The organism is Enterobacter sp. RIT418 (genome assembly GCF_003057745.1).
Classification (GTDB): domain Bacteria; phylum Pseudomonadota; class Gammaproteobacteria; order Enterobacterales; family Enterobacteriaceae; genus Enterobacter.
The window spans coordinates 12,485-39,180 of sequence record NZ_QBJD02000018.1 but is presented as its reverse complement, the minus strand read 5'-3'; the positions used below and the strand labels follow the sequence as shown (position 1 = coordinate 39,180).

The following is a 26,696-nucleotide window of genomic DNA, read 5'->3' as shown; positions in this document are numbered from 1 at the left end:
GACAACGTGTGGATTGCCACGGGTTACTAAAAAAAAGAATGGCACCCGGCGTAATTTGCGCCTTTCATTTTTGAGTGCCTGACGTGATGAAACGTTCTTTTCTTTTAGCCCTGACGACGCCTCTGGTCTTCACGCTGGCGGCGTGCGCGCCGCAGCATCCCACGATTACCGCGATCAAAACGCAGCCGGTTGCCGCTGGCGTTAACGCACATCTGAACCGCGCCGACTGGCCGAAAAGCGCGTGGTGGAAGGACTATAACGATCCTCTTCTAAATTCACTGGTTGCGAAAGCCCTAGGCGATGCGCCGGATATGGCGATTGCCCGGCAGCGCATTACGCTTGCCGAAGCGCAGGCGAAAGCCGCGATGGCCGCCGACGGCCCCGAGATTGATTTTTCTGCTGACGTTGAGCGCCAGAAAATGTCTGCAGAAGGCTTAATGGGGCCGTTTGCGCTGACCGATCCAGCGGCGGGGACCACCGGCCCGTGGTACACCAACGGCACGTTCGGCCTGACGGCGGGCTGGGATTTGGATCTCTGGGGGAAAAACCGCGACCGGGTTGCGGCGCGAATAGGTAAAGTAAACGCGCAAAAGGCGGAGCTGGAGCAGACCCGCCAGCTGCTCGCGACCAGCGTGGCGCGGCTCTACTGGGAGTGGCAAACGCAGGCGGCAATCTACGGCGTGCTGAGCGATATTCGCCAGGAGCAGAATAATATTATCTCGGCGGATAAACAGCTGTATCAGCACGGGATCGCCTCGTCCGTTCAAGGTGTCGAAACCGACATTGACGCAGGCAAAACCGAAGAGCGCATGGCCGACGCCGCGGGCAAGATGAAGGCCATTGAAGCGCGGCTCCAGGCGCTGACCAATACGGCATCGGTGACGCTCACGCGCCGCGAGCTGCCGACCGTTGAGGCGTCTTTGCCTACGACGCTTGGCTACGAGCTGCTGGCGCGTCGCCCCGATCTTCAGGAAGCCCGCTGGTATATCGAAGCGTCGATGAATGACGTCGATGCGGCCAGGGCGGCGTTCTACCCCGATGTTAACCTGATGGCATTTTTGCAGCAGGATGCGCTGCACCTGAGCGATCTGTTTCGCCATTCCGCGCAGCAGATGGGCGTGACGGGAGGCTTCACGCTGCCGATTTTCGACAGCGGTCGCCTCAACGCGCAGCTGGATATCGCCCAGGCGCAAAACAACCTCAGCGTTGCGGATTACAACAAGGCGGTGGTGGATGCGGTAAACCAGGTGGCGCGCACCGCCAGTGAAGTTGAGACCTTAACCCGCAAAAGTCAGCAGCATCAGCGCGTAGAGCGCGACGCCGCGCGGGTGGTTGCGCTTGCGCAGGCGCGCTTTAGCGCAGGGCTGATTGCGGGATCGCGCGTCAGCGAGGCGAAAATCCCGGTGCTTCAGGAAAAGATCGCCGGCTTGGCCTTAAAGGAGCAGTACCTGGACGCCACCCTGCAGCTCACCTCCGCGCTGGGCGGCGGTTATCGTCAGGGGTGAAAAGGGGAGGATGTGGTGATTTACTCAATCCCCATCCCGCTTATTCTCCCGGTGCTTTAGCCACAGCCGCACCGCAATCACCCCCACAACCACCAGGATCAGCCATGCCCAGTGCTTCACGTGCTGGTCAAACTTATGCAGCCACGGGCCTATCACTTCGCCTCCGACGTAGCCGAGCGTAGTGAAAATCAGCGCCCAGGCGATGGCCCCGAGGATATTCAGCGGCAGGAAGATTTTCGGCGGCAGGCGGCTTGCGCCGATCAGTATTGGCCCGATGATACGAAAGCCGTACATAAAGCGGGTGCCAATCACAAAGAGATAAGGGTGACGCTGGATCAGCTTTTGCGCCCGGTTAATCTTCTTGCGATGCTTCGAAAAGCGCTTGAGCAGGGTAGGCCCAAAGCGTAATCCCAGAAAGTAGAGCAGCTGGTCGCCAATCATGCCGCCCAGCGCTACGGCGGCAACCACCAGCGGAAACTTGAGCAATCCCTGATGCGCTGCAACCCCGCCTAACAGCGTGATGGTTTCGCCCTCCGCCACGCTGCCAATCACCAGCGCAGCGTATCCGTATTGTTCAATCAGACCGTTGATATCCATTAAGTACGCGTCGTCTCCTTGTTTCTCCTCCGTTAATGATACACCCCATCTATAAATAGCGCGGCATCAGAGGCAAATTTAGCGTTGTACATAAAATAATCTAAAGCCTGCATTATACTTGAGGTATCGATGACGGGCCGACAACAAGGGGGCGTTATGAACCATGTCTGGGGACTCTTCTCCCATCCCGATCGTGAAATGCACGTGATCAGAAATGAGAACGAAACGGTTGCGCATCACTATACCCACCACGTGCTGCTGATGGCGGCGGTGCCGGTGATTTGCGCGTTCATTGGCACCACGCAAATCGGCTGGAACTTCGGTGATGGCACCGTGGTTAAGCTCTCCTGGTTTACCGGGCTCTACCTGGCCATTCTGTTCTACGGCGTCATGCTGGCGGGCGTGGCCGTAATGGGGCGCGTGATCCACTGGATGGCGCGTAACTTTCCTCAACGTCCGTCTCTGGCAAACTGTATGATTTTCGCCGGATATATCGCGACTCCGCTGTTTTTAAGCGGCATTGTTGCGCTCTATCCGCTGGTCTGGCTGTGCGCGCTGATCGGTACGCTTGCGCTCTTTTACACGGGGTATCTGCTGTATCTGGGCGTGCCCACGTTCCTGAATATCAATAAAGAAGAGGGCCTGAGCTTCTCCAGCTCAACGCTGGCTATCGGCGTGCTGGTTCTGGAGGCGCTGCTGGCGCTGACGGTGATTCTGTGGGGCTACGGATACCGTCTTTTCTAAGCTCACTGCGCTGCTGGCGCAATTGCCAGCAGCGCAGCATCCGTTCATGATTATCCGCTGGCGACATTTCACGGTGCCCGCTATGATGCCCTGGCCAGCCTGCGTTTTTCATACGCGCAGGCGGCGTACGTCAATACGTGCCTGATTCACTATCAGAAGTCTCACCATGCTGAAATTCCGTGTCTCTATACTTAGCCTTGCGCTAATCCTCGGTGCGTCTGCGGCCGTGCCCGCGATGGCAGCCGCGACAGCCGCCGCGCCGGCTGCTCAACCGCAAATTGCGTCCGGCAGCGCGATGATTGTCGATCTCAACACCAATAAGGTGATCTACGCCAGCCATCCCGATCTGGTGCGACCGATTGCCTCAATCACAAAATTAATGACGGCGATGGTGGTGCTTGACGCACGGCTGCCGCTGGACGAAACGCTGAAGGTGGATATCAGCCATACGCCGGAGATGAAGGGAATTTACTCTCGCGTGCGCCTGAACAGCGAAATTAGCCGTAAAAACATGCTGCTGCTGGCGCTGATGTCGTCAGAAAACCGCGCGGCGGCGAGCCTGGCGCACCACTATCCGGGCGGATATGACGCGTTTATTCGCGCGATGAATGCCAAAGCCAAATCCCTGGGCATGACCAACACCCGCTTTGTTGAGCCTACCGGCCTGTCGATCCACAACGTGTCGACGGCGCGTGACCTAACGAAGATGCTGATTGCCAGCAAGCAGTACCCGCTGATCGGCCAGCTCAGCACCACCCGTGAGGATATGGCGACGTTCGCCAATCCCTCCTACACGCTGCCGTTCCGCAACACTAACCATCTGGTTTACCGCGAAAACTGGAACATACAGCTAACCAAAACCGGCTTTACCAACGCGGCGGGCCACTGTCTGGTGATGCGTACCGTGTTCAACGGCAAGCCGGTGGCGCTGGTGGTGATGGACGCCTTTGGCAAATACACCCACTTTGCGGATGCCAGCCGCCTGCGCACCTGGATCGAGACAGGGAAGGTACAGCCGGTGCCGGCCGCGGCGCTGACGTACAAAAAGCAGAAAGCGGAACAGATGGCGACCGCGCAGAACGATTAGGTAAACGCAAAACGGTAACCCAGGTTACCGTTTTTTATGTTTTCTCCCTCTCCCTGTGGGAGAGGGCCGGGGTGAGGGCACCAGACCGCACAGCGTTTATTCCGGCAGCGTCCAGTCGCCCTCATTGAGCGATCGCTGCATGATCAGCGTATCCCGCCAGTCGCCTTTTTTGTAGCCTACGCTGCGCAGCTGGCCCACCACCACGAAGCCGTGTTTTTTATGCAGCCGCAGCGACCCCGCGTTATTGTTTCCGTCTCCCACCACGGCGATCATTTGCCGCCACGGGCCCTGTTCGCAGCGCTCGATCAGCGCGCTTAACAGCGTTGAGCCTAGCCCTCGTCCGGTGGCGCTGGCATCCACGTAAATGGATTCTTCGAGGGTGTAGCGATAGGCATGGCGTGGACGATAGGGCGTGGCGTAGCAATAGCCGACCACGACGCCGCGATAGAGGGCAACCAGCCAGGGCAGGCCGCTATCGCTGACGTTTTTTATGCGCTGGCGCATGTCGTCGACGGTAGGAGGAACTTCCTCGAACGATGCGCGGCCGTGAAGAACGTGCCACGCGTAAATGGCGGAGATGGCATGCACGTCATCGGGAAGGGCATCGCGCACAACCACTCCGCTTTCGGACAAAGTATCAACAGCCGACATGATGTGCCTGCTCCTCGTGATGCAATGCCGGAGAAGCGTTTCTCCGGCGACAGGCTGCTACTCTAGTACGTTTAAGGAGCGCTTAACAATCTCTCAAATATAGCGGTAGTCCGGATTCAGGGGCTTACGCGTCGCGCTGCTCGGTTTCAACATCCTCTTTCCAGTATTTCTTCCGCGTTGTTTTACCAATCCCGGGATTCATACTGTTTGTAGGGTCATTCTCGCGATAAAAACGCGTAAGCGTTTCCGGGGCTTTATACAGGTGGCCAACGTTATGCTCCGCGGGGTACTGCGCGCCGCGCGCGTGAAGCAGGGCGAGCATCTCCTCTTTCAGCGCGTGCGCATCAACGCCTTTTTTGACGATGTAATCCTGATGGAATACGTAGCACATAAAGTGGCCGTAATAGAGCTTATGCACCAGCTTATCGTTAATTTCCGGCGGCAGGTGTTCAAACCACTCGGTATCGTTACGACGCAGGGCGATATCCAGCGCCAGGATATCTTCCACCTCTTCGGAATGTACCGCCTGATAGCGAATTGCCGCGCCCGCTGCCGCAAAACGATGAAGGAAGGCTTTGCTGCCCTCTTCAGGGGTACAGGCGAAGAAATCTCCTTCGGCGGTTTTGAAAAACTCGGTCAGCCAGGCCTGCGCTTCCTCGATGCCGTCTCCGGCCATTTTTAGCAGCAGGTGATGTTCGTACTTATCGCGCCAGGTTTTCATCCGCTCCGGCAGGTGTGCCGGGAAGACGTTGCCCAGCTTCTGCATAAAGCGGTCGGTGAAGTGGGGCTTAAACAGCGGCACTTTCTCAAGCATCGCGTCGGTACGCCCCTTCATGGTGAAGAAGAACGGCATTTTGTCGGTGCCGAGCCTGTCGATCATCAGGAAGGTATCTTTGCCATAGCGCTCGGCAATATCGTAAATATCCCGGTGCATATACTCGCCCGCCACCGGCAGGTGGGTAAATTCGGCCAGGATATGGCGACGAATTTCGGTGAGCACTTCCGGCTGGTTAGTCCCGATGTAGAAGACCTGCTGCTTTTTTTCTGCCGGGAAGGTATCGAGACGCACCGCAAACACCGCCAGCTTGCCCGCGCAGCCGGAGGATTCAAACAGCCGATCCGGATCGGCGTTGTAGCGCGCCGGGGTGTCGGCCTCAATGTCGCGCACGCGGGTGATGTAATCATGATCGTGCGCGTGGCGGCCGTCGTGCTGCACGTCTTCATCCTTCACGCGATCGTCATCCAGCTTGCTCAGGATCTGCTCCGGCGTCACGCCCAGGTCGATACCCAGGTGGTTGACCAGCGTCAGCTTGCCGTTCTCGTCGATCCGCGCAAAGAGCGACATCTCGGTATACGCCGGGCCGCGCTGCACCAGCGAACCGCCGGAGTTATTGCAGATCCCGCCGATCACCGACGCGCCGATGCACGAGGAGCCAATCACGGAGTGCGGCTCGCGCCCCAGCGGCTTAAGCGCTTTCTCCAGCGAATAGAGGGTCGTGCCGGGGAAGGCGAGCACCTGCTCGCCTTTGTCCAGCAGGTGAAGCTTATCGAGGCGCAGCGTGCTGATAATCACAATGTCGCGATCGTAGTCGTTGCCGTTCGGCGTTGAGCCTTCCGTCAGGCCGGTATTGGCGGCCTGCATTAAAATGATCTTGTCGGCGGCGACGCAGGCGCTGAGTACGCGCCACAGCTCCAGCAGCGTGCCGGGGAAAACAACCGCCAGCGCATCGCCCTGGCCGGAGCGGAAGCCCTTACGGTAGCGGGCCGTTTTTGCCGGGTCGGTAAGCAGGTGAGAGGAGCCAACCAGGCGCGACAGTTCGTTAATAAAAGCGTTGTTATCGTCAGTTCGAACAGAAGACATCTTCCACTCCTTGTGGTGGGGCAAATTTCTCGCTGTAAAGCATAGCGCGATTAACTGTTGAGCGGTCTACTATTCATCAGAAAAATCAGAGAATAACCCTGCAAGCGAAAGAGGGTTTATGGCACACTGCGCTTTTCGCACGGTCCGGTGGCGTTCTTCCGGCGGTTAATGATGAGAGAGTAAAACGACATGAAATGGATATGTTCTGTAGGTGTCGCCGTCAGCCTGGCGCTGCAGCCCGCGCTGGCAGATGATATGTTTGGCAATCACCCGCTTACGCCTGAAGCCCGGGACGCGTTCGTCACGGAATTGCTCAAGAAAATGACGGTCGATGAGAAAATCGGCCAGCTGCGTCTTATCAGCGTCGGCCCGGACAACCCGAAAGAGGCCATCCGGGAGATGATCAAAGAAAGTCAGGTGGGCGCGATCTTTAACACCGTTACCCGCCAGGATATCCGCAAAATGCAGGATCAGGCGATGGCGCTCAGCCGCCTGAAAATTCCTCTCTTCTTCGCCTACGACGTGCTGCACGGGCAGCGTACCGTTTTCCCGATTAGCCTCGGTTTAGCCTCTTCCTTTAACCTCGACGCGGTCAAAACCGTCGGGCGCGTTTCCGCCTATGAAGCGGCGGACGACGGCCTGAACATGACCTGGGCGCCGATGGTGGATGTCTCCCGCGATCCGCGCTGGGGCCGCGCCTCGGAGGGCTTTGGCGAAGACACGTATTTAACGGCCACGATGGGCAAAACCATGGTGGAAGCGATGCAGGGCAAAAGCCCGGCGGACCGCTACTCGGTGATGACCAGCGTTAAGCACTTTGCGGCCTACGGCGCGGTGGAGGGCGGTAAAGAGTACAACACCGTCGACATGAGCCCGCAGCGCCTGTTCAACGACTACATGCCGCCGTACAAGGCGGGGCTGGACGCGGGGAGCGGCGCGGTGATGGTGGCGCTGAACTCGCTGAACGGCACGCCGGCGACCTCCGATTCGTGGCTGCTGAAAGACGTGTTGCGCGACCAGTGGGGCTTTAAGGGCATTACCGTCTCGGATCACGGTGCGATCAAAGAGCTGATCAAGCACGGCACCGCCTCCGACCCGGAAGACGCGGTGCGCGTGGCGCTCAAGTCCGGCATCAACATGAGCATGAGCGACGAATACTACAGCAAATACCTGCCGGGCCTGGTGAAGAGCGGCAAGGTGACGATGGCGGAGCTGGACGACGCGACCCGCCACGTGCTGAACGTGAAATACGACATGGGGCTGTTTAACGATCCGTACAGCCACCTGGGGCCAAAAGAGTCTGACCCGGCGGACACCAACGCCGAAAGCCGCCTGCACCGCAAAGAGGCGCGCGAGGTGGCGCGTGAAAGCCTGGTGCTGCTGAAAAACCGTCTTGACACGCTGCCGCTGAAAAAGTCCGGCACCATTGCCGTCGTAGGCCCGCTGGCCGACAGCAAGCGCGACGTGATGGGCAGCTGGTCCGCCGCGGGCGTGGCCGATCAGTCCGTCACCGTGCTGACCGGCATCAAAGACGCCGTGGGTGAAAACGCGAAAGTGGTTTACGCCAAGGGCGCGAACGTCACAGACGATAACGATATCGTCACCTTCCTCAACCAGTACGAAGAGGCGGTTAAGGTTGACCCACGCTCGCCAAAAGAGATGATCGACGAGGCTGTCAGCGCCGCGAAGCAGTCTGACGTGGTGGTTGCCGTGGTGGGCGAAGCGCAGGGCATGGCGCACGAAGCGTCCAGCCGTACCGATATCACCATTCCGCAGAGCCAGCGCGACCTGATTGCGGCCCTGAAGGCCACCGGCAAGCCGCTGGTGCTGGTGCTGATGAACGGCCGTCCGCTGGCGCTGGTGAAAGAAGACCAGCAGGCCGACGCGATTCTTGAAACCTGGTTTGCGGGCACCGAAGGCGGCAACGCCATTGCCGACGTGCTGTTCGGCGATTACAACCCGTCCGGCAAGCTGCCGATGTCCTTCCCGCGCTCCGTCGGGCAGATCCCGGTGTACTACAGCCACCTGAACACCGGCCGTCCGTACAACGCCGACAAGCCGAACAAGTACACTTCGCGCTACTTTGATGAAGCGAACGGTCCGCTGTATCCGTTTGGTTACGGCCTGAGCTACACCACCTTCAAGGTCTCGGAGGTGAAAATGTCTGCGCCGACCATGAAGCGTGACGGTAACGTGACCGCCAGCGTGGAGGTGACCAACACCGGCAAACGCGAGGGGGCCACGGTCATTCAGATGTACGTTCAGGACGTGACGGCGTCGATGAGCCGTCCGGTCAAGCAGCTGCGCGGCTTTGATAAGGTCACGCTCAAGCCGGGCGAAACCAAAACCGTCACTTTCCCGATTGACGTGAACGCGCTGAAGTTCTGGAACCAGCAGATGAAGTACGACGCCGAGCCGGGCAAATTCAACGTCTTTATCGGCGTGGACTCCGCGCGCGTCAACAAAGGCGAGTTCGAGCTGCTGTAATCTCCTCCCCCGCATCCCCCGGCTCCGGGGGATGCCTCTTACCTTATGCTAAAAAGGCATTTTGACGGTTAAACCTGCCGTTTTAAGCTACGCTTTTCTTTCAAGCCTCTGAAAAAGGCGGCAAAACTGAGGAAAGTAGATGACGATTTCAAAGGGGATAGTAGGCTCAGCGGTGCTGCTGGCGGCGCTAAGCCTGCCTTTACAGGCAGCGGAGCCGGTGAAGGTGGGCTCAAAGATTGATACCGAAGGGGCGCTGCTGGGCAATATCATCCTGCAGGTGCTTGAAAGCCACGGGGTGAAAACGATCAATAAGGTACAGCTGGGGACAACGCCCGTGGTGCGCGGCGCAATCACCTCCGGCGAGCTGGACATCTACCCGGAATATACCGGCAACGGCGCATTCTTCTTCAAGGATGAAAACGATGCGGCATGGAAAAATGCCAAAGCCGGCTATGAGAAGGTCAAAAAGCTCGACGCCGAGCAGAACAAGCTGGTCTGGCTCACGCCTGCGCCGGCCAACAACACCTGGACCATTGCGGTGCGTAAAGACCTCGCCGAGAAGGGCAAGCTGGTTTCGCTGGAGGATCTGAGCCGCTATCTGAAAGAGAAGGGCGACTTTAAGCTTGCCGCCTCTGCCGAGTTTATCGAGCGCCCCGACGCGCTGCCTGCCTTTGAAAAAGCCTACGATTTCAAGCTTGATCAGTCGCAGCTGCTTTCGCTGGCCGGGGGCGACACGGCGGTCACCATCAAAGCCGCGGCGCAGAAAACCTCCGGCGTGAACGCCGCGATGGCCTACGGCACCGACGGCCCCGTAGCGGCGCTGGGGCTGCAAACGCTGAGCGATCCGAAAGGCGTTCAGCCGATCTATGCTCCGGCACCGGTGGTGCGCGAAGCGGTGCTGAAAGCCTATCCCGACATGGATAAATGGCTCAAGCCGGTTTTCGAAAAGCTGGATGAGAAAACGCTGCAGCAGCTGAATGCCAGCATTGCCGTTGAGGGGCTGGACGCCAAAAAAGTGGCCGCCGACTTCCTGAAGCAGCAAGGGCTCGTGAAGTAACAGGGAAAGGCTGTGCCAATAAAATGTCATAATCGCGTACTGCTGCTGCTGGCCTGCGTGGCCGCGGCAGCCGTCGCGCTTCCGTTTGTAAACGTTGCGCCCAATCGTCTGGTCTCGGGCGAACCGCGCCTGCTGTGGGAGATTTGGCCGTTCATGCCGGTCGCCATCGTGATGTCGCTGGCGGCAGCGATCGCGCTGTCGCTCCTGCCGGGACGCGCCGCCCTGTGGCTGACGCTTATCCTCTGTGAGCTCCTCTTTGTTACCCTGTTCTGGAGCGCCGGGCTGGCGGCTACGCACATGGCCTCGGCGGAAAGCCCGCTTGCGCGAACCTCGGTTGGCAGCGGCCTGTGGCTCTGGCTCGCTCTGTGCCTTCTGGCGTGCAGCGACGCGATTCGCCGCCTGGTAACGATGCCCGCCTGGCGCTGGGTGCTAAACGCCCAGATCTGGATCCTGCCGCTTGCGCTGCTGTTCAGCGGCGAGCTGAACGCGCTTTCCCTGCTCAAGGAGTACGCCAACCGCCAGGAGGTGTTCGACGACGCGCTGGCGCAGCATGTAACCATTCTGCTCGGTACGCTTTTCCCCGCGCTGCTGATCGGCGTGCCGCTGGGGATGTGGTGTTACCGGCATCCCTCGCGGCAGGGCAGCGTATTTACCGTGCTGAACATCATCCAGACCATTCCCTCCGTTGCGCTGTTTGGCCTGCTGATTGCGCCGCTCGCGGGGCTGGTAAAGTCCTTTCCCGTGCTGGGATCGCTAGGCGTAGCCGGAACCGGACTCACGCCTGCGCTTATCGCCCTGGTGCTTTACGCGCTGCTGCCGCTGGTGCGCGGCGTGGTGGCGGGGCTAGGCCAGGTGGCCCCGGACGTGCTGGAAAGCGCCCACGCGATGGGCATGAGCGCGCGCCAGTGCTTCTGGAAAATCCAGCTTCCGCTCGCGCTGCCGCTGCTGGTCCGCAGCCTGCGCGTGGTCACCGTGCAAACCGTCGGCATGGCGGTTATCGCCGCGCTGATAGGCGCGGGAGGTTTTGGCGCGCTCGTCTTCCAGGGCTTGCTCAGCAGCGCGCTGGACCTGGTATTACTGGGCGTAGTGCCCACCATCGCGCTGGCGGTCGTGCTGGATGCGCTGTTTGCCTTGTGGCTCGCCCTGCTCAGGAGAAGCGCCAATGATTGAATTTCATGATGTCAGTAAAACCTTCGCGGGCCGCCCGGCGGCAAGCCACCTGAACCTTCACTTTGCGGAAGGGGCTTTCTCCGTGCTCATTGGCACCTCCGGTTCGGGTAAATCGACCACGCTGAAGATGATCAACCGGCTGGTGGAACACGACAGCGGCCAGATCCGCTTTGCCGGCGAAGAGATCCGCAGCCTGCCGGTGCTGGAGCTGCGCCGCCGCATGGGGTACGCCATTCAGTCCATCGGCCTCTTCCCCCACTGGACGGTCGCGCAGAATATCGCCACCGTGCTGCAGCTGGAAAAATGGACGAAGGCCAGGATTCAGGAGCGCGTGGACGAATTGATGGCGCTGCTGGGGCTGGAGCCTGCGCTGCGCGACCGCTACCCGCACCAGCTTTCGGGCGGGCAGCAGCAGCGCGTGGGCGTGGCGCGCGCGCTGGCCGCGAACCCTCAGGTGCTGCTGATGGATGAGCCGTTTGGCGCGCTCGATCCGGTCACGCGCGGCGCGCTCCAGGCCGAGATGACGCGCATTCACCGCATCCTTGGGCGCACGATTGTGCTGGTCACGCACGACATTGACGAGGCGCTGCGCCTGGGCGATCGCCTGATCCTGATGGACCAGGGGGAGGTGGTGCAGCAGGGCTCGCCGCTTGAGCTGCTAACGCACCCGGCAAACGATTTTGTGCGCGAATTTTTTGGCCGCAGCGAGCTGGGCGTCCGGCTGCTCTCCCTGAGAACCGTCGGGGAGTATATGCGCTCGCAAAGCGAGGCGGTGGCGGGAGAGCCGCTACGGGCGCAGATGAGCCTGCGCGATGCCCTATCAGCGTTTGTCGCCCGACGGTGCGAGGTGCTGCCCGTGGCAAACGAGCAGGGCGTGACCTGCGGGGCGCTGCACTTTCGCGATCTGCTGACAGGGGAGGTGGCGGGTGAAGTGGGCGCGTGATCCGTTGCTTTGGCTGATTGGCCTTTTTGTTGCCCTGCTGTTTCTGATGCCGCACAGCGCGGGGCTGTTTAGCGCGCTCTTTCCCGGGCTGCCGCGCCCGGTTTATCAGCAGGAGAGCTTCGTTAACCTGACGCTGGCCCATTTCTGGCTGGTATCACTCTCCAGCATGATGGCCATTTTGCTCGGCGTGGGCGCCGGAATTGCGGTCACGCGGCCGCAGGGCAGGGAATTTCGTCCGCTGGTCGAGACCATCGCCGCGATGGGGCAGACGTTTCCCCCCGTGGCGGTGCTGGCGATTGCGGTACCGGTCATGGGCTTTGGTCAGGAGCCGGCGCTTGTCGCGCTGATTCTCTACGGCGTACTGCCCATTTTACAGGGGACGCTGGCCGGGATAGCGGCGGTACCGCCGTCCGTGCTGAGCGTGGCCGAAGGGGTCGGGATGAGCGCCCGCCAGCGGCTGTGGAAAGTTGAGCTGCCGCTCGCCGCGCCGGTCATTATCGCGGGGATCCGCACGTCGGTCATTATCAACATTGGCACGGCGACTATCGCGTCAACGGTGGGGGCAAACACCCTGGGCACGCCGATTATTATCGGCCTGAGCGGGTTTAATACGGCCTATATTCTGCAGGGGGCGATTTTGGTGGCGCTGGCGGCGATCGTCGTCGACCGCCTGTTCGAACGATTGGCCGCGTATCTCAGCCGACACCGCCGCGAACAATAAACGAGTAGCCCGCCAGCATGACGCCGCCAATGCCGCTTACGGCCATCAGAACGAAAAGGGTAATTACGGCCAGTTTGGTTGCCTTCATCATGTGCTCCTGTTGTTAACGGAACAATTATACGGTGAAGCGCAGCTGTTAATGAACCATTAAATGCCGTTACGACTCATCCGGCCCCAGGGCGTAAACCGGATAGCCATTCTCCCGCCACTCGGCCAGCAGCTGTTGCTGGGAGGCGGTGGGAACCTCGCCACACCAGACCAGCAGCGTCTGGCCGTCAAAAAACTCGGGCCGCAGCTGGGCGAGCGAATGGGCCAGCACGTCGACACGCCAGCCTTTTTGGGTGGCGATCCACGCTTCAAGCCACAGGCGGGTGGTGTCGTGAATGTTCCAGCCGACCACCAGCGCATCTTTTCCGCTCTTGTTTCGCGCGGAGGCCAGGCAGACCGAAATATAGTTGATAAGCACGCCGTCGAGCATGCTCAGGAGCGCCTGCAGCGTGGACTGCTGGCACTGGAGGCGGCGGCGTAAGGGAATAAAAAGCTGTACGATCAGCGTTTGCGCCGGGTGATCGCGCCCTTGCTCCTTAATCCAGGCGCGCAGGCGCTGCAGGTTACCGGCCTGCAGAAGGCGCAGCAGGGTTTCTTGCTGTTCGCGCCAGACGCGCTGCGTGTCGGGATCGTCCTGGCAGAGCAGGGATTTCACTTTGCCTACCTGCACGCCGTTATCGATCCAGCTTTTGATTTCCCGGATCCTGTCGATATCGGCATCATTGAAAAGGCGATGTCCGCCGTCCGTTCGCTGCGGCTTGAGTAATCCATACCGCCGCTGCCACGCCCTGAGCGTGACGGGATTGATATCACAAAGGAGTGCCACTTCACCTATCGTGTAAAGCGCCATATTCGCCCCCTGGCCTGCGCGTCCCCAGCTTAACTGTAGACCCACTTTGCCGAACCAGGAAGAATTGATTCTTTTTTGTACAAATTATACGAAGCGTGCGCGATGTTCGGCAAAAGATGTGATAGCGGACACGAATTTCAGCTTTTTTGGACTGCTTCAAAGAAAGTTTTCCCCCTTCAGTGTATGTTACGCGTTTTTAGAAGGTGCGGTTCCCGAGTATGTACGAGTTCAATCTGGTGCTGCTGTTGCTTCAGCAGATGTGCGTGTTTCTGGTCATTGCCTGGCTGATGAGCAAAACGCGCCTGTTTATTCCGCTGATGCAGGTTACCGTTCGTTTACCGCACAAGCTGCTTTGCTACGTAACCTTCTCTATTTTCTGCATTATGGGGACGTACTTTGGTCTCCATATCGAAGATTCCATTGCCAACACGCGCGCGATAGGCGCGGTCATGGGCGGGCTGCTCGGTGGCCCCGTCGTGGGCGGGCTTGTCGGCCTGACGGGTGGCCTGCACCGTTACTCGATGGGCGGCATGACGGCGCTCAGCTGCATGATTTCGACGATCGTCGAAGGGCTGCTCGGCGGGCTGGTTCACAGCTACATGATCAAGCGCGGCCGCCCGGACAAGGTGTTTAGCCCGATCACCGCGGGGGCGATTACCTTTGTGGCCGAGATGGCGCAGATGGCGATCATCCTGCTGATTGCCCGTCCGTTTGAAGATGCCCTTCATCTGGTCAGCAACATTGCCGCGCCGATGATGGTGACCAATACCGTCGGCGCCGCGCTGTTTATGCGTATTCTGCTCGACAAGCGCGCGATGTTTGAGAAATACACCTCGGCATTTTCCGCCACGGCGCTGAAGGTGGCTGCGTCGACGGAAGGGATACTGCGCCAGGGCTTCAATGAAGAGAACAGCATGAAGGTGGCGCAGGTGCTGTATAAGGAGCTGGATATCGGTGCGGTAGCAATAACCGATCGCGAAAAGCTGCTGGCCTTTACCGGCACCGGCGACGATCACCATTTACCCGGCAAGCCCATTTCGTCCGCCTACACGCTGCGCGCCATTGAAACGGGCGAGGTGGTTTACGCCGACGGCAATGAAGTGCCGTACCGCTGCTCGCTGCATCCGCAGTGCAAGCTTGGCTCAACGCTGGTCATTCCCCTGCGCGGTGAAAACCAGCGGGTGATGGGCACCATCAAGCTGTATGAGCCGAAAAACCGGCTGTTCAGCTCCATCAACCGCACCCTGGGAGAGGGGATCGCGCAGCTGCTGTCGGCGCAAATTCTGGCCGGCCAGTACGAGCGGCAGAAGGCGCTGCTGACCCAGTCAGAGATTAAGCTGCTGCACGCGCAGGTTAACCCGCATTTTCTGTTCAACGCGCTGAATACGCTGAAGGCGGTGATTCGTCGCGACAGCGATCAGGCGGCCCAGCTGGTGCAGTTCCTGTCGACGTTTTTCCGAAAAAACCTCAAGCGCCCGTCGGAGATCGTGACCCTGGCCGATGAGATTGAACACGTCAATGCCTACCTGCAGATTGAGAAGGCGCGCTTTCAGTCGCGCCTGCAGGTGTCCTTATCCGTACCGGACGAGCTGGCGTACCAGCATCTTCCGGCCTTTACCCTGCAGCCGATTGTGGAAAACGCCATCAAGCACGGCACCTCGCAGCTGCTGGGGACAGGGGAGATATCCATTTCCGCCAGCCGGTTTAACCACCATCTTGTGCTGGATATTGAGGATAACGCCGGGCTTTATGAGCCCACCGGTTCCGGAGGCTTAGGCATGAGCCTGGTGGACAAGCGCCTGCGCGCCCACTTTGGCGACGGGTGTGGCATTGCCGTTGCCTGCGAGCCGGACCGCTTTACCCGCATTACCTTACGACTGCCGCTGGAGGAAAACGCATGCTGAGAGTGCTGATTGTGGATGACGAGCCGTTGGCACGAGAAAACCTGCGCGTGCTGTTGCAGGAGCAGCGTGATATCGAGGTGGTGGGTGAGTGCGCAAACGCCATCGAGGCCATCGGGGCGGTACACAAGCTGCGCCCGGACGTGCTGTTTCTCGACATCCAGATGCCGCGCATCAGCGGGCTGGAGATGGTCGGCATGCTTGACCCGGAGCACCGGCCGTATATCGTTTTTCTGACGGCGTTCGACGAATACGCCGTGAAGGCGTTCGAGGAGCATGCGTTCGACTATCTGCTCAAGCCGATTGAAGAGCAGCGGCTGGACAAAACGCTCAACCGCCTGCGCCAGGAGCGCTCCGTGCAGGACGTTACGCTGCTGCCGGAAAACCAGCAGCCGCTCAAGTTCATTCCGTGCACCGGGCACAGCCGTATTTACCTGTTGCAGATGGACGACGTGGCGTTCGTCAGCAGCCGCCTGAGCGGCGTCTACGTGACCAGCGCCGAAGGGAATGAAGGTTTCACCGAGCTGACGCTGCGCACGCTCGAAAGCCGCACGCCGCTTATCCGCTGCCATCGTCAGTATCTGGTGAACATGGCGCACCTGAAGGAAATTCGGCTGGAAGAAAACGGGCAGGCCGAGCTGGTGCTGCGCGCGGGACAGACGGTGCCGGTTAGCCGCCGCTATCTGAAAAGTTTGAAAGAGGCGATCGGCCTGTAAAACTGGTACACTGCGCGCCATTGCATCATCGACAGATAAAGGCACACATGCTGAGTAACGACATACTTCGTAGCCTGCGCTACACCCTGAAAGCCAACAACAACGACATGGTGCGTATTCTTGCGCTTTCCGACATGGAGTCCACGTCCGCGAGTTTTGATACCTGGACGACCAAAGAAGATGAAGAGGGCTTTGTTCGTTGCCCGGATATTATCCTGTCCGGCTTTCTGAACGGGCTTATCTACGACAAGCGCGGCAAAGATGACTCCGCGCCGGAGCTTGCGCTCGAGCGCCGCGTGAATAACAACACGGTGCTGAAAAAGCTGCGCATTGCGTTTTCACTGAAAACTGACGATATCCTGGCGATGATGACCCAACAAAAATTCCGCGTCTCGATGCCGGAAATCACCGCCATGATGCGCGCGCCGGACCATAAAAACTACCGCGAGTGCGGCGATCAGTTTCTGCGCTATTTCCTGCGCGGGCTGACGCAGCGGGTTCATAACGCGAAGGCGTAATGAAGGAATGGGTGCGGCCTGTTGCCCTCACCCGACCCTCTCCCACGGGGAGAGGCAGAAAACAAAATGCCATTAAAAAAGCCGGATTATGCATCCGGCTTTTTTATTATTTCACCTGCTGACCCGGCTTCGCGCCTTCGTCAGGGCTTAACAGGAAGATATCTTTCCCGCCAGGGCCCGCGGCCATCACCATCCCCTCAGAGATGCCGAAGCGCATTTTACGCGGCGCCAGGTTGGCTACCATCACCGTCTGACGACCAATCAGCACCTGCGGATCGGGGTAGGCTGAGCGGATGCCGGAGAAGACGTTGCGCTTCTCGCCGCCCAGATCCAGCGTCAGGCGCAGCAGCTTGTCAGAACCTTCAACGAACTCCGCGTTCTCAATCAGCGCCACGCGCAGATCGACCTTCGCGAAATCATCAAAGGTGATGGTTTCCTGAATCGGATCGTCAGCCAGCGGGCCGGTCACCGGCGCAGCGGCAGCTTTGACCTCTTCTTTTGACGCTTCCACCAGGGCTTCTACCTGCTTCATCTCGATGCGGTTATACAGCGCCTTGAAGGTGTTCACCTTGTGGCCGAGCAGCGGCTGCTGGATCGCGTCCCAGGTCAGTTCGGTGTTCAGGAACGCTTCAGCACGTTCAGAAAGCTGAGGCAGCACCGGCTTGAGCCAGGTCATCAGCACGCGGAACATGTTCAGACCCATGGTGCAGATCGCCTGCAGGTCAGCGTCGCGGCCCTCCTGCTTCGCGACAATCCACGGCGCCTGCTCGTCAACGTAGCGGTTTGCGACGTCAGCCAGCGCCATGATTTCACGAATCGCCTTGCCGAACTCGCGGCTTTCCCAGGCTTCGCCAACCGCAGCGGCGGCGTCGGTGAAGGTTTTGAACAGCTCAGGATCGGCCAGTTCGGCAGACAGCACGCCGTCGAAACGCTTGGCGATAAAGCCCGCGTTACGGGAGGCCAGGTTAACCACCTTGTTGACGATGTCCGCGTTCACGCGCTGCACGAAATCTTCCAGGTTGAGGTCGATATCGTCGATGCGCGAAGAGAGCTTCGCGGTGTAGTAGTAGCGCAGGCTGTCCGCGTCGAAGTGGTTCAGCCAGGTGCTGGCCTTAATGAACGTGCCGCGGGACTTGGACATCTTCGCGCCGTTCACCGTCACGTAGCCGTGTACGAACAGGTTGGTTGGCTTACGGAAGTTGCTGCCTTCCAGCATCGCTGGCCAGAACAGGCTGTGGAAGTAAACGATGTCTTTGCCGATGAAGTGGTACAGCTCGGCGTCGGAATCTTTCTTCCAGTATTCGTCAAAGCTTACGGTGTCGCCGCGCTTGTCGCACAGGTTCTTGAAGGAACCCATGTAGCCGATTGGCGCGTCCAGCCAGACGTAGAAATATTTGCCCGGTGCGTTCGGGATTTCGAAGCCGAAGTAAGGCGCGTCGCGGGAGATATCCCACTGCTGCAGGCCGGATTCGAACCACTCCTGCATTTTGTTTGCCACCTGCTCCTGCAGCGCGCCGCTGCGGGTCCACGCCTGCAGCATTTCGCTAAACGAGGGCAGGTCGAAGAAGAAGTGCTCGGAGTCACGCATCACCGGCGTCGCGCCGGACACCACGGACTTCGGCTCAATAAGCTCGGTCGGGCTGTAGGTCGCGCCGCACACTTCGCAGTTATCGCCGTACTGATCCGGAGATTTACATTTCGGGCAGGTGCCTTTGACGAAACGGTCCGGCAGGAACATGCCTTTTTCCGGATCGTACAGCTGAGAGATGGTGCGGTTTTTAATAAAACCGTTCTCTTTAAGACGGGTGTAGATCAGCTCCGACAGCTCGCGGTTCTCATCGCTGTGCGTGGAGTGATAGTTGTCATAGCTGATGTCAAAGCCGGCAAAATCGGTCTGATGCTCCTGACTCATTTCAGCAATCATCTGCTCGGGGGAGATCCCCAGCTGCTGGGCTTTCAGCATGATCGGCGTGCCGTGGGCATCGTCCGCGCAGATGAAGTTGACCTCGTGGCCGCGCATTCGCTGGTAACGGACCCAGACATCAGCCTGGATATGCTCCAGCATGTGGCCGAGGTGGATTGAGCCGTTGGCGTACGGCAGGGCGCACGTTACCAGAATTTTTTTCGCGACTTGAGTCATAGTAGGCATTACTTCTTTTAACAGTGAAAAGGGTTTTTGATATTACCAAATGGGGCATTATTAAGTAAGCACAAACCACGGCCTTTCAGGTAAACTTGTTCATCTACGGTCTTATTCACAAGAACAAAGGAGTCGGGATGAGTTCTCAATCCCAGGCCAAATCACCGGAAGCTTTACGAGCAATGGTTGCCGGGACGCTGGCTAATTTTCAGCACCCAACCCTGAAGCACAATCTCACCGCGCTGAAAGCGCTGCATCACGTGGCGTGGATGGACGATACGCTGCACATCGAACTGCAAATGCCGTTCGTCTGGGCCAGCGCGTTCGATACCCTGAAAGAGCAAACCAGCTCTGAGCTGCTGCGCATCACGGGCGCAAAGGCGATTGACTGGAAGCTGAGCCACAGCATTGCCACGCTCAAGCGCGTAAAAAACCAGCCTGGCGTGAACGGCGTGAAGAACATCATCGCCGTCAGTTCCGGAAAGGGCGGGGTGGGGAAATCCTCCACCGCGGTAAACCTGGCGCTGGCGCTGGCGGCCGAAGGGGCGAAGGTGGGTATTCTGGACGCGGATATTTACGGCCCGTCGGTACCGAACATGCTGGGCGCGGAAAACCAGCGCCCAACGTCGCCGGACGGTACCCACATGGCGCCGATTATGGCGCACGGGCTGGCGACTAACTCGATTGGCTATCTGGTCACCGACGATAACGCCATGGTTTGGCGCGGCCCGATGGCCAGCAAAGCGCTGATGCAGATGCTGCAGGAGACCCTGTGGCCGGATCTGGATTATCTGGTGCTGGACATGCCGCCGGGCACGGGTGACATTCAGCTGACGCTGGCGCAGAACATTCCGGTGACGGGCGCGGTTGTGGTGACAACGCCGCAGGACATTGCGCTGATTGACGCCAAAAAAGGCATCGTGATGTTTGAGAAGGTGGAAGTCCCTGTCCTCGGCATCGTCGAAAACATGAGCATGCATATTTGCAGCAACTGCGGACACCATGAGCCTATCTTTGGCACCGGCGGCGCAGAAAAACTGGCCGCGCAGTACCACACTCAGCTGCTGGGCCAGATGCCGCTGCACATCACGCTGCGTGAAGATCTCGACAGCGGGAAGCCGACGGTGGTGAGCCGTCCGGACAGCGAGTTTGCGGAAATCTATCGTCAGCTGGCGGGGCGCGTTGCGGCGCAGCTTTACTGGCAGGGCGAAGTGATTCCGGGTGAAATTGCCTTCCGCGCGGTGTAATTTCTCTTGGCCTTACCCGGCCTGCAAAATACGGTTTTGTAGGTCGGGTTATCGCAGAGCGCAGCGCCACCCGACGTTAACGCAAGCGGTAATGCATCAGATAATACTCTCCGTCCGGAGAATCACCCTTCGCCTCAATGTGCCAGCCGTGCCGCTGGTAAAATTCCACAGCCCGCCTGTTCTTCACCAGACATTTGAGTGACCCCGTGCTGGTAAACGTCTTCTGCACCTGTTCAAGCAGTAAGCGCCCGACGCCCAGACGCTGGTACGGCGGATCGATAAACAGATTGTGAAGAAAGTTATCGTTCATCCAGACGGAGGCGAACCCCAGACGGTGCCCGTTCTGAACGGCAACCCAAATTTCTTCATCGCGGGTCGCCGCATCGAAATCCTCAAGCTGCCATTCATCTCCGTCCAGCCACGGCCAGGCGTCGCGTCGGGCATGCAGGTAGAGCGTGCGCAGGAAAGGACGATCGCTCTCTTGCCACGGGCGGATCCGAACGTTATCAGCGGTGATAGAAGATGTCTCCGTTGTACGCTTTGATAATTTTGCCATCGGTATCGCTAATCAACACGTAGTTTTCACCCATATAGGTCCAGTGCGTACCCGCATCCGGTGCCGGGAGGTTGCGCAGCTGGTACTGTTTAATGGTGTACTCCGGGGTCTGGTACTGAGCAGGTGCCGTATCGCCGATCTTAAATTTGGTGAAGTCGGCAATGAACTCTTGTTCTTCATAGGCCTTGATGCCGGAAGGGGCGGACGCCGTTTGCGGAGCAGCGCAGGCAGCACCCGCTAAAGACAGTAGAACACCCAGAAGCAGCAGTTTGCGCTTAGCCATTTTTTCTCCAGTGAAATCGTTACGGACAGATGGAACAGCTGTGAGCCTATTTTAAGTATCACGCAGTAGTGTGTTTGAAAAAAATGTAACAAAAATGGACGGTTTTGTGTAGCGATTATGGGGTTGGGTATTATTTTGCTGAATGGATGACTTCTATTTTTGTGATGAGAATTATCGTTATATAAATCAATTCTGAAAAATTACGGCTCGTTCGAAATTATATCATATTGCGAATGCATTCCCTGTTCAGAAGACTTAAAATTGCGCGTCATACATGTTTGACGTTATTTCATTCAGCCCCCGCATTAGCATTTCTCGTAACATTACCTGCGAACCGTGGAGCTGAATATATCTATTTCTTCACACGTAAATCATTGATTAAAATGATAATCATGGGTTTTAATTGCTGTTGCTCCTGGCTTGTCGGTTAAGGACTGACCGCAATGACAATAGAACTAATTATATAAATGAAAAACACAACGCCACTTTCGATTATATTTCTCGTTATTAGTCAGTTAACCGGCTGTGTTTTTTCTCCCGGGCAAAATTTAAGCGTAACAGGGAAGAATATTGCCTCGTCGGGCGCCGCTGATTATCAAATTGATAATCATGTCGACGTCTACCCGATTACGCCCGGCCTGATTGAAAAAATGCGCAAACCGATGCTGAAATCTCAGCAAAATCCTAACCTTGATGACCAGGTCAGAGCGTGGGAGTACCGCGTCGGCGCGGGTGATATCCTGACGGTAACGGTATGGGACCACCCGGAGCTCACCACGCCTGCAGGACAATATCGTAGCGCAAGCGATGCCGGTAACTGGGTTAATGCAGATGGTACGCTCTTTTATCCTTACGTCGGCAAGGTGCACGTTGCCGGGAAAACCGTGGCTGAGATCCGCGATGAGATTGCCGCGCGCCTGGAGCGGGTTATCGAAAGCCCCCAGGTCGACGTCAGCATTGCGTCTTTCCGTTCTCAAAAAGCATATGTCACCGGTGAAGTGGCAAAATCGGGCCAGCAGGCCATTACCAATATCCCGCTGACGGTCATGGATGCGGTTAACGCTGCGGGGGGGCTCTCCGCCGATGCCGACTGGCGAAACGTCGTGCTCACGCACAACGGCAAGGACGCACGGCTTTCACTGTATGCGCTAATGCAGCACGGCGATCTTTCGCAAAACAAACTGCTGTATCCTGGCGATATCCTCTTTATCCCACGTAACGATGCGCTGAAGGTCTTCGTGATGGGGGAAGTGGTTAAGCAGAGCACGCTTAAAATGGATCGCAGCGGTATGACGCTGGCGGAGGCGCTGGGCAATGCGGGCGGTGTGAATCAGGATATGGCCGATGCCACCGGGATCTTCGTCATTCGCTCAATCCCGAAAAAAGAACGTTCGGACAAAATTGCCAATATCTACCAGCTTAACGCCAAAGATGCGTCGGCAATGGTGATGGGCACGGAGTTTGAGCTGGAACCCTATGACATTGTCTATGTCACCACGGCGCCGCTTTCGCGCTGGAATCGCGTGATCTCACAGCTTGTTCCAACCATCAGCGGCGTGCACGACCTGACCGAAACCGTCCGCAATATTCGCTCGTGGCCGCAGTAATGTTCAATTCGATACTGGTGGTGTGCACCGGAAATATCTGCCGCTCTCCCATCGCGGAGCGGCTGTTGCGACAGCTTCTGCCGGGCAAGCAGGTCACCTCCGCGGGGGTGATGGGCCTTGAGGGGCGCCCGGCGGACAGCGGTGCGAGGGACGTTGCCATGCGCCACGGCATCTCGCTCGACGGGCACGTGGCGCGCAGGCTAACGCGCAGCCTGATGCAGACGTCCGATCTTATTCTGGTGATGGAGTCAGAACATCTTCGCTATATCGCCGATATCGCACCGGAAACCCGGGGTAAATCACTGCTTTTTGGCCACTGGCTGGAGCAGCAAAACATCCCCGATCCGTACTGTAAAAGTCGTGAAACGTTCGAATACGTCTTCGAGCAGTTGGGCAAAGCCAGTCAGGAATGGGCTCGCCGTTTGGGTCAACAAGGAATGAAGCATTAATGTCGTCTTACACCACTGACAGCTATGGGGCTGTCTCATCCCAAAAAGGTGAGATCGATCTGATTCGCTTGCTCGGCGAGATGATCGACCACCGCGTTATCATTTTAAGCATTACGCTTCTGTTTGCCGCTTTTTCCGCAATGTACGCCTGTTTTTCAACGCCCGTGTACCAGGCGGATGCCCTGATCCAAATCGAGGCGAAACAGGAAAACGGCCTGCTTAAAAGTTTAAGCCAGCTTGATTCTGGCCTTTCACCCGACGTAGCGCCGGAGATATTGCTGCTTAAATCGCGCATGATCCTTGGGGAAACCGTCGACAAGCTTGGGCTGACTCGGCAGGTACGCCAGCGTATGCTGCCGATTGTGGGCCCGCTGTGGAAGTGGATGCAGGGGCATAAAGAAGGCGCTATTGCGGTCGAAGGGCTGCATATTCCTCTGGCGGAAGGGCAGCGTCAGGAGCTTATCCTGACCGCACTTGGTGCGGGGGAGTATTTACTTGAAGGTGAAAATCTCCGTGCCCAGGGAACGGTAGGTAAACCGCTGGCGAAAGAGGGCGTCTCGCTGCTGGTGACAGCGCTTGATGCCGAGCCAGGAACGCAGTTCACCCTGAAATCGTTGCCCCGGCTTGACGTTATCCATTCGCTTCAAAAGCGCCTGACGGTCACTGAATCGGCGAAGCAGAGCGGCATGCTCACCCTGACGTTAACCGGCCACGATCCGGATAGCATCGCGCTGGAGCTGAATACGATCGCGGAAAGCTACCTGCGTCAAAACGTTGCCCGCCAGCAGGCACATGACGCCCGCAGCCTGGCTTTCCTGCAGCATCAGTTGCCCAAAATCAGCGGTGAACTGAATGAGGCAGAGGTTCGCCTGAATGATTACCGGAAAAAGCGCGATTCCGTTGACTTAACCCTTGAGGCGAAATCGGTGCTGGATCGGGTCGTCAACGTCGAAAACCAGCTTAACGAGCTCACCTTCCGCGAAGCGGAGATCTCGCAGCTGTTTAAAAAGGATCACCCAACCTATCGCGCACTGCAGGACAAACGCAAGACGCTTGAGCAGGAACGGGCGCGATTAAATAGTCGCGTCTCAAGCATGCCTTCCACGCAGCAGGAAATTATACGTCTCAGCCGCGACGTAGAGTCCGGGCGTGAAATCTACCAGCAGCTTTTGACGCGCCAGCAGGAGCTCAATATTTCTCGTTCCAGCGCGATTGGGAATGTGCGCATCATCGACCCTGCGGTCACCAAACCCGATCCGATAAAACCCAGAAAGATGCTGATCGTGGTGATGGGCGTGCTGCTTGGGGCGATGGTTTCCGCAGGCGGCGTGCTGGTGCGCGTGGCGCTTAAACGCGGTATCACCACCTCTGAACAGCTTGAGGTGCACGGGATCCCCGTTCTGGCAACGCTGCCGCGATCCGCATGGCTATGGAAAAAAACGCACCTGCGCAGCAAGGTCCCCTTTAGCTCGCACTGGCAGCATAAAACCTCGGATATCCCTTTCCTGCCCGTGGACCGGCCTGCGGATATGTTTGTTGAGGCAATCCGGGGGCTGCGAACCAGCCTACACTTCACCATGATGGACACCATGAACAGCGTGGTGATGTTTACCGGGCCGACTCAGGACTGTGGTAAAACTCTGGTCAGCACGTCGCTGGCGGCGATTGCCGCGCAGGCGGGGAAAAAAACGCTATTTATCGACGCCGACATGCGCGCTGGCTATGTGGATAATATTTTTAACCTCAGCAACCAGCGCGGGTTGTCCTCCGTGCTTGAAGGAGCCTGCGAGCATCGGGACGCAATTCAGCGCTACCAGAAGGGGGGTTTTGACGTGATGACGCGCGGCCCGGACCCGCATCTTCCTTCTGAACTGCTGCTGAGCGAGCGGCTACATGCCGTGATGGCATGGGCGGATGAGCATTACGATATGGTCATTGTTGATACGCCACCGGTGCTTGCCGTCACCGATGCCGCCCTGATTGCCAGAGCGGCGGCGACGCTCATTCTCGTCACCCGTTTCGATAAAACCAGTTCGAAAGAGGTCGAGAACAGTATAAAACGCCTGCAGCAGGTGGGTGCCAGGGTCAGCGGTATGCTTCTCAACGATATCGTGAAATCTGCCGCGCTTTATTACAGCTCCGGAAATAGCCACTACGACTACAGCTATAATCCGGAACGTAAATCACGCGAGCGCTAGTGCCTCACCAGCGTGGCAAAGTAGTAGACCAGGGGAATGGCGAGAACCCAAAGACCAACGGGGATTTCGCGCCATTTCCCGGCAATCGCCTTGATCACAATGTAAAACAGCAGTCCCCCCGCGATGCCCGTCCCGAAGCTGTTGGCAATCAGCGTAATCATGACCATCATCAGCACCGGCAGGCCGTCGGTGAAGTTCGCTAAATCGACTTTTCGCAGGCCGCTGAACATGTTCAGCCCAATCAGAATTAGCGCTGGCGCGGTCGCTTCTTTAGGGAACATGAGCGCCACCGGGGTAAACAGCAGCATCAGCAGGAACATCACGGCGGCGGCCAGCGCGGTCATGCCGGTTTTGCCCCCGGCTTCTGCGGCAGCGGAAGACTCAATCAGCGCCGTTGCGGCCGGAATACCCACCCAAGGGCCAATCGCGGCCGCAATAGAGTCCACCATAAAGGGGCGATTGATATGCGGCATATTGCCTTCGTCGTCCAGCAAACCCGCTTCGCCGCCCACGGCCAGCGTCGTCCCCATGGTGGAGAAAAACTCGGACGCGAAAAAGACGAACAGGAACGGCAGGAAGGCGATGTTAAGCGCGCCGATCATGTCGATCTGGCCCAGCACCGGCGTGAGCGAGTGGGGGGCATCGATAAGGCTGGCGGGTAATTTAGTCACGCCCATTGGGATGCCGACGAGCGTGGCGAACAGAATGGCCCACAGGATAGCGCCCGGAATGCGGCGGGCCTGCAGGGCGATGGCCAGAAACAGCCCGGACAGTGCCACCAGCGCGGCGGGTGAGAGGAAATCCCCGAGCATCAGCGCGTTCGTTTTCGCGTTTGCCAGCACCAGCCCCGCGTTTCTGAAACCGAGCACGGCGACAAACAGTCCGATGGACGCGGTCAGGCCCAGCTTAATGGACTGGGGTACCGAGCGCGTGACCACTTCGCGAAGCCCGAAGCGCGTCAGCAAAAAGAACAAAATGCCCGACCAGCAGGCAATGCCCAGGCCGATTTGCCAGCCAATACCCTCGCTTCCCGCCAGCGTCACGCCGACCAGCACCGAGCCGCCGATGCCCGGCCCGACGATAAACGGCAGGTTCGCGTAAAACGCCATCAGCAGCGTGCCGGCGACAAATACCAGAATGGTGCCGGTCGTTGCGGCGCCTTTGTCCATTCCGCCCACGGCCAGTAGCCCGGGGATCACCACCAGCAGATACGCGGCCGCCAGAAAGCCGGTAATGCCGGCCAGACACTCTGTTCGTACGGTGCTCCCGCGCGCTCGCAGTGCGAAACGGCGCTCAAGCCAGCTCCCTGGTGCTGGCGTATTAACGGTATTGTCGGCCATTATCCGGCTCTCCTTCAGTA

Annotated in this window: 24 protein-coding genes; 15 read left to right on the top strand and 9 right to left on the bottom strand. The window is 58.3% G+C overall.

Annotation, left to right across the window (positions count from 1 at the left end; genetic code table 11):
- Positions 1–86: 86 nt before the first annotated feature.
- Positions 87–1,505, top strand: coding sequence for a multidrug resistance outer membrane protein MdtQ (gene mdtQ, locus DBY73_RS18640; protein ID WP_112012588.1), 1,419 nt, complete (start codon positions 87–89; stop codon positions 1,503–1,505).
- A 24-nt stretch (positions 1,506–1,529) separates the two neighbouring features.
- On the opposite strand, the gene DBY73_RS18635 is transcribed toward mdtQ, so the two are convergent.
- Complete coding sequence (locus tag DBY73_RS18635; protein ID WP_112012542.1) at positions 1,530–2,102, bottom strand: DedA family protein; 573 nt, start codon at positions 2,100–2,102, stop codon at positions 1,530–1,532.
- Positions 2,103–2,258: 156 nt separating this feature from the next.
- Between DBY73_RS18635 and DBY73_RS18630 the strand changes: the two genes are divergently transcribed.
- Both DBY73_RS18630 and pbpG read left to right on the top strand, forming a co-directional pair.
- Positions 2,259–2,846 (top strand): Yip1 family protein, encoded by a 588-nt coding sequence (locus tag DBY73_RS18630; RefSeq protein ID WP_112012541.1) that lies wholly within the window; start codon positions 2,259–2,261, stop codon positions 2,844–2,846.
- Between the two features lie 166 nt (positions 2,847–3,012).
- Positions 3,013–3,933: a D-alanyl-D-alanine endopeptidase gene (gene pbpG, locus DBY73_RS18625; protein WP_112012540.1), complete on the top strand. Its 921-nt coding sequence runs from the start codon at positions 3,013–3,015 to the stop codon at positions 3,931–3,933.
- 96 nt (positions 3,934–4,029) lie between these two features.
- On the opposite strand, the gene DBY73_RS18620 is transcribed toward pbpG, so the two are convergent.
- Positions 4,030–4,584, bottom strand: a complete 555-nt coding sequence (locus tag DBY73_RS18620; RefSeq protein WP_112012539.1) for a GNAT family N-acetyltransferase — start codon at positions 4,582–4,584, stop codon at positions 4,030–4,032.
- 124 nt (positions 4,585–4,708) lie between these two features.
- A complete protein-coding gene (gene dld / locus DBY73_RS18615; RefSeq protein WP_112012538.1) occupies positions 4,709–6,445 on the bottom strand; it encodes a D-lactate dehydrogenase in 1,737 nt (578 codons plus the stop codon).
- Positions 6,446–6,634: 189 nt separating this feature from the next.
- Between dld and bglX the strand changes: the two genes are divergently transcribed.
- The 5 genes from bglX (at position 6,635) to DBY73_RS18590 (ending at position 12,823) form a co-directional block, all read left to right on the top strand.
- Positions 6,635–8,932 carry a beta-glucosidase BglX gene (gene bglX / locus DBY73_RS18610; protein WP_112012537.1) on the top strand — a complete coding sequence of 766 codons (2,298 nt, stop codon included), beginning with the start codon at positions 6,635–6,637 and terminating at the stop codon, positions 8,930–8,932.
- A gap of 139 nt (positions 8,933–9,071) precedes the next feature.
- On the top strand, positions 9,072–9,989 hold the full coding sequence (locus DBY73_RS18605) for an ABC transporter substrate-binding protein (RefSeq protein WP_112012536.1): 918 nt from the start codon (positions 9,072–9,074) through the stop codon (positions 9,987–9,989).
- A 12-nt stretch (positions 9,990–10,001) separates the two neighbouring features.
- Entirely contained in the window at positions 10,002–11,159 is a 1,158-nt protein-coding gene (locus tag DBY73_RS18600) for an ABC transporter permease (RefSeq protein WP_112012535.1), read from the top strand.
- The gene (locus DBY73_RS18595) at positions 11,152–12,102 is read left to right on the top strand and encodes an ABC transporter ATP-binding protein (RefSeq protein ID WP_112012534.1); all 951 of its coding nucleotides are present in this window, start codon (positions 11,152–11,154) and stop codon (positions 12,100–12,102) included. Before DBY73_RS18600 ends, DBY73_RS18595 begins: the two co-directional genes overlap by 8 nt.
- On the top strand, positions 12,086–12,823 hold the full coding sequence (locus DBY73_RS18590; RefSeq protein WP_112012533.1) for an ABC transporter permease: 738 nt from the start codon (positions 12,086–12,088) through the stop codon (positions 12,821–12,823). Before DBY73_RS18595 ends, DBY73_RS18590 begins: the two co-directional genes overlap by 17 nt.
- Here DBY73_RS18590 and DBY73_RS18585 read toward each other — a convergent pair.
- A complete protein-coding gene (locus DBY73_RS18585) occupies positions 12,798–12,911 on the bottom strand; it encodes a protein YohO (protein WP_010433613.1) in 114 nt (37 codons plus the stop codon). The two genes, DBY73_RS18590 and DBY73_RS18585, sit on opposite strands and share 26 nt — an antisense overlap.
- A gap of 69 nt (positions 12,912–12,980) precedes the next feature.
- Positions 12,981–13,721 carry an HTH-type transcriptional regulator MlrA gene (gene mlrA, locus DBY73_RS18580; protein WP_112012532.1) on the bottom strand — a complete coding sequence of 247 codons (741 nt, stop codon included), beginning with the start codon at positions 13,719–13,721 and terminating at the stop codon, positions 12,981–12,983.
- 218 nt (positions 13,722–13,939) lie between these two features.
- Here mlrA and DBY73_RS18575 point away from each other — a divergent pair, with 218 nt between their 5' ends.
- From DBY73_RS18575 to DBY73_RS18565, 3 genes are read left to right on the top strand one after another with little or no spacing between them, the layout of a single operon-like run.
- On the top strand, positions 13,940–15,625 hold the full coding sequence (locus DBY73_RS18575) for a sensor histidine kinase (RefSeq protein ID WP_112012531.1): 1,686 nt from the start codon (positions 13,940–13,942) through the stop codon (positions 15,623–15,625).
- Positions 15,619–16,338 carry a two-component system response regulator BtsR gene (gene btsR, locus DBY73_RS18570; protein ID WP_112012530.1) on the top strand — a complete coding sequence of 240 codons (720 nt, stop codon included), beginning with the start codon at positions 15,619–15,621 and terminating at the stop codon, positions 16,336–16,338. Before DBY73_RS18575 ends, btsR begins: the two co-directional genes overlap by 7 nt.
- A 47-nt stretch (positions 16,339–16,385) precedes the next feature.
- Positions 16,386–16,856, top strand: a complete 471-nt coding sequence (locus tag DBY73_RS18565; protein WP_112012529.1) for a DUF1456 family protein — start codon at positions 16,386–16,388, stop codon at positions 16,854–16,856.
- A 106-nt stretch (positions 16,857–16,962) separates the two neighbouring features.
- Here the strand turns inward: DBY73_RS18565 and metG are convergent, their stop codons facing one another.
- A complete protein-coding gene (gene metG, locus DBY73_RS18560) occupies positions 16,963–18,996 on the bottom strand; it encodes a methionine--tRNA ligase (RefSeq protein ID WP_112012528.1) in 2,034 nt (677 codons plus the stop codon).
- A gap of 137 nt (positions 18,997–19,133) precedes the next feature.
- Here metG and apbC point away from each other — a divergent pair, with 137 nt between their 5' ends.
- Positions 19,134–20,243, top strand: a complete 1,110-nt coding sequence (gene apbC / locus DBY73_RS18555) for an iron-sulfur cluster carrier protein ApbC (protein ID WP_112012527.1) — start codon at positions 19,134–19,136, stop codon at positions 20,241–20,243.
- 76 nt (positions 20,244–20,319) lie between these two features.
- Here apbC and DBY73_RS18550 read toward each other — a convergent pair whose 3' ends face one another.
- Both DBY73_RS18550 and DBY73_RS18545 read right to left on the bottom strand, forming a co-directional pair.
- Complete coding sequence (locus tag DBY73_RS18550) at positions 20,320–20,799, bottom strand: GNAT family N-acetyltransferase (protein WP_112012526.1); 480 nt, start codon at positions 20,797–20,799, stop codon at positions 20,320–20,322.
- Complete coding sequence (locus tag DBY73_RS18545) at positions 20,750–21,082, bottom strand: RcnB family protein (protein ID WP_112012525.1); 333 nt, start codon at positions 21,080–21,082, stop codon at positions 20,750–20,752. The genes DBY73_RS18550 and DBY73_RS18545 overlap by 50 nt, the downstream gene beginning before the upstream one ends.
- A 467-nt stretch (positions 21,083–21,549) precedes the next feature.
- Between DBY73_RS18545 and DBY73_RS18540 the strand changes: the two genes are divergently transcribed.
- Genes DBY73_RS18540 through DBY73_RS18530 form a run of 3 tightly spaced genes read left to right on the top strand, consistent with a single transcriptional unit; the run spans position 21,550 to position 25,336 of the window.
- On the top strand, positions 21,550–22,689 hold the full coding sequence (locus tag DBY73_RS18540) for a polysaccharide export protein (protein WP_112012524.1): 1,140 nt from the start codon (positions 21,550–21,552) through the stop codon (positions 22,687–22,689).
- Entirely contained in the window at positions 22,689–23,138 is a 450-nt protein-coding gene (locus DBY73_RS18535; protein WP_112012523.1) for a protein tyrosine phosphatase, read from the top strand. The genes DBY73_RS18540 and DBY73_RS18535 overlap by 1 nt, the downstream gene beginning before the upstream one ends.
- Entirely contained in the window at positions 23,138–25,336 is a 2,199-nt protein-coding gene (locus DBY73_RS18530; protein ID WP_112012522.1) for a polysaccharide biosynthesis tyrosine autokinase, read from the top strand. Before DBY73_RS18535 ends, DBY73_RS18530 begins: the two co-directional genes overlap by 1 nt.
- Here the strand turns inward: DBY73_RS18530 and DBY73_RS18525 are convergent.
- Positions 25,333–26,676 (bottom strand): NCS2 family permease, encoded by a 1,344-nt coding sequence (locus tag DBY73_RS18525; RefSeq protein WP_112012521.1) that lies wholly within the window; start codon positions 26,674–26,676, stop codon positions 25,333–25,335. The genes DBY73_RS18530 and DBY73_RS18525 overlap by 4 nt on opposite strands.
- Positions 26,677–26,696: the final 20 nt, after the last annotated feature.

Excerpts from the sequence above, each read along its gene's own strand:
- DBY73_RS18565 (WP_112012529.1), top strand. The coding sequence starts at position 16,386 with ATGCTGAGTAACGACATACTTCGTAGCCTGCGCTACACCCTGAAAGCC.
- DBY73_RS18540 (WP_112012524.1), top strand. The coding sequence starts at position 21,550 with ATGAAAAACACAACGCCACTTTCGATTATATTTCTCGTTATTAGTCAG.
- DBY73_RS18605 (WP_112012536.1), top strand. The coding sequence starts at position 9,072 with ATGACGATTTCAAAGGGGATAGTAGGCTCAGCGGTGCTGCTGGCGGCG.
- DBY73_RS18525 (WP_112012521.1), bottom strand. The coding sequence starts at position 26,676 with ATGGCCGACAATACCGTTAATACGCCAGCACCAGGGAGCTGGCTTGAG.
- DBY73_RS18535 (WP_112012523.1), top strand. The coding sequence starts at position 22,689 with ATGTTCAATTCGATACTGGTGGTGTGCACCGGAAATATCTGCCGCTCT.
- DBY73_RS18635 (WP_112012542.1), bottom strand. The coding sequence starts at position 2,102 with ATGGATATCAACGGTCTGATTGAACAATACGGATACGCTGCGCTGGTG.
- DBY73_RS18585 (WP_010433613.1), bottom strand. The coding sequence starts at position 12,911 with ATGAAGGCAACCAAACTGGCCGTAATTACCCTTTTCGTTCTGATGGCC.
- DBY73_RS18550 (WP_112012526.1), bottom strand. The coding sequence starts at position 20,799 with ATGGCAAAATTATCAAAGCGTACAACGGAGACATCTTCTATCACCGCT.
- btsR (WP_112012530.1), top strand. The coding sequence starts at position 15,619 with ATGCTGAGAGTGCTGATTGTGGATGACGAGCCGTTGGCACGAGAAAAC.
- DBY73_RS18575 (WP_112012531.1), top strand. The coding sequence starts at position 13,940 with ATGTACGAGTTCAATCTGGTGCTGCTGTTGCTTCAGCAGATGTGCGTG.
- DBY73_RS18595 (WP_112012534.1), top strand. The coding sequence starts at position 11,152 with ATGATTGAATTTCATGATGTCAGTAAAACCTTCGCGGGCCGCCCGGCG.
- mlrA (WP_112012532.1), bottom strand. The coding sequence starts at position 13,721 with ATGGCGCTTTACACGATAGGTGAAGTGGCACTCCTTTGTGATATCAAT.
- DBY73_RS18530 (WP_112012522.1), top strand. The coding sequence starts at position 23,138 with ATGTCGTCTTACACCACTGACAGCTATGGGGCTGTCTCATCCCAAAAA.
- mdtQ (WP_112012588.1), top strand. The coding sequence starts at position 87 with ATGAAACGTTCTTTTCTTTTAGCCCTGACGACGCCTCTGGTCTTCACG.
- DBY73_RS18630 (WP_112012541.1), top strand. The coding sequence starts at position 2,259 with ATGAACCATGTCTGGGGACTCTTCTCCCATCCCGATCGTGAAATGCAC.
- dld (WP_112012538.1), bottom strand. The coding sequence starts at position 6,445 with ATGTCTTCTGTTCGAACTGACGATAACAACGCTTTTATTAACGAACTG.
- pbpG (WP_112012540.1), top strand. The coding sequence starts at position 3,013 with ATGCTGAAATTCCGTGTCTCTATACTTAGCCTTGCGCTAATCCTCGGT.
- bglX (WP_112012537.1), top strand. The coding sequence starts at position 6,635 with ATGAAATGGATATGTTCTGTAGGTGTCGCCGTCAGCCTGGCGCTGCAG.
- apbC (WP_112012527.1), top strand. The coding sequence starts at position 19,134 with ATGAGTTCTCAATCCCAGGCCAAATCACCGGAAGCTTTACGAGCAATG.
- DBY73_RS18545 (WP_112012525.1), bottom strand. The coding sequence starts at position 21,082 with ATGGCTAAGCGCAAACTGCTGCTTCTGGGTGTTCTACTGTCTTTAGCG.
- metG (WP_112012528.1), bottom strand. The coding sequence starts at position 18,996 with ATGACTCAAGTCGCGAAAAAAATTCTGGTAACGTGCGCCCTGCCGTAC.
- DBY73_RS18620 (WP_112012539.1), bottom strand. The coding sequence starts at position 4,584 with ATGTCGGCTGTTGATACTTTGTCCGAAAGCGGAGTGGTTGTGCGCGAT.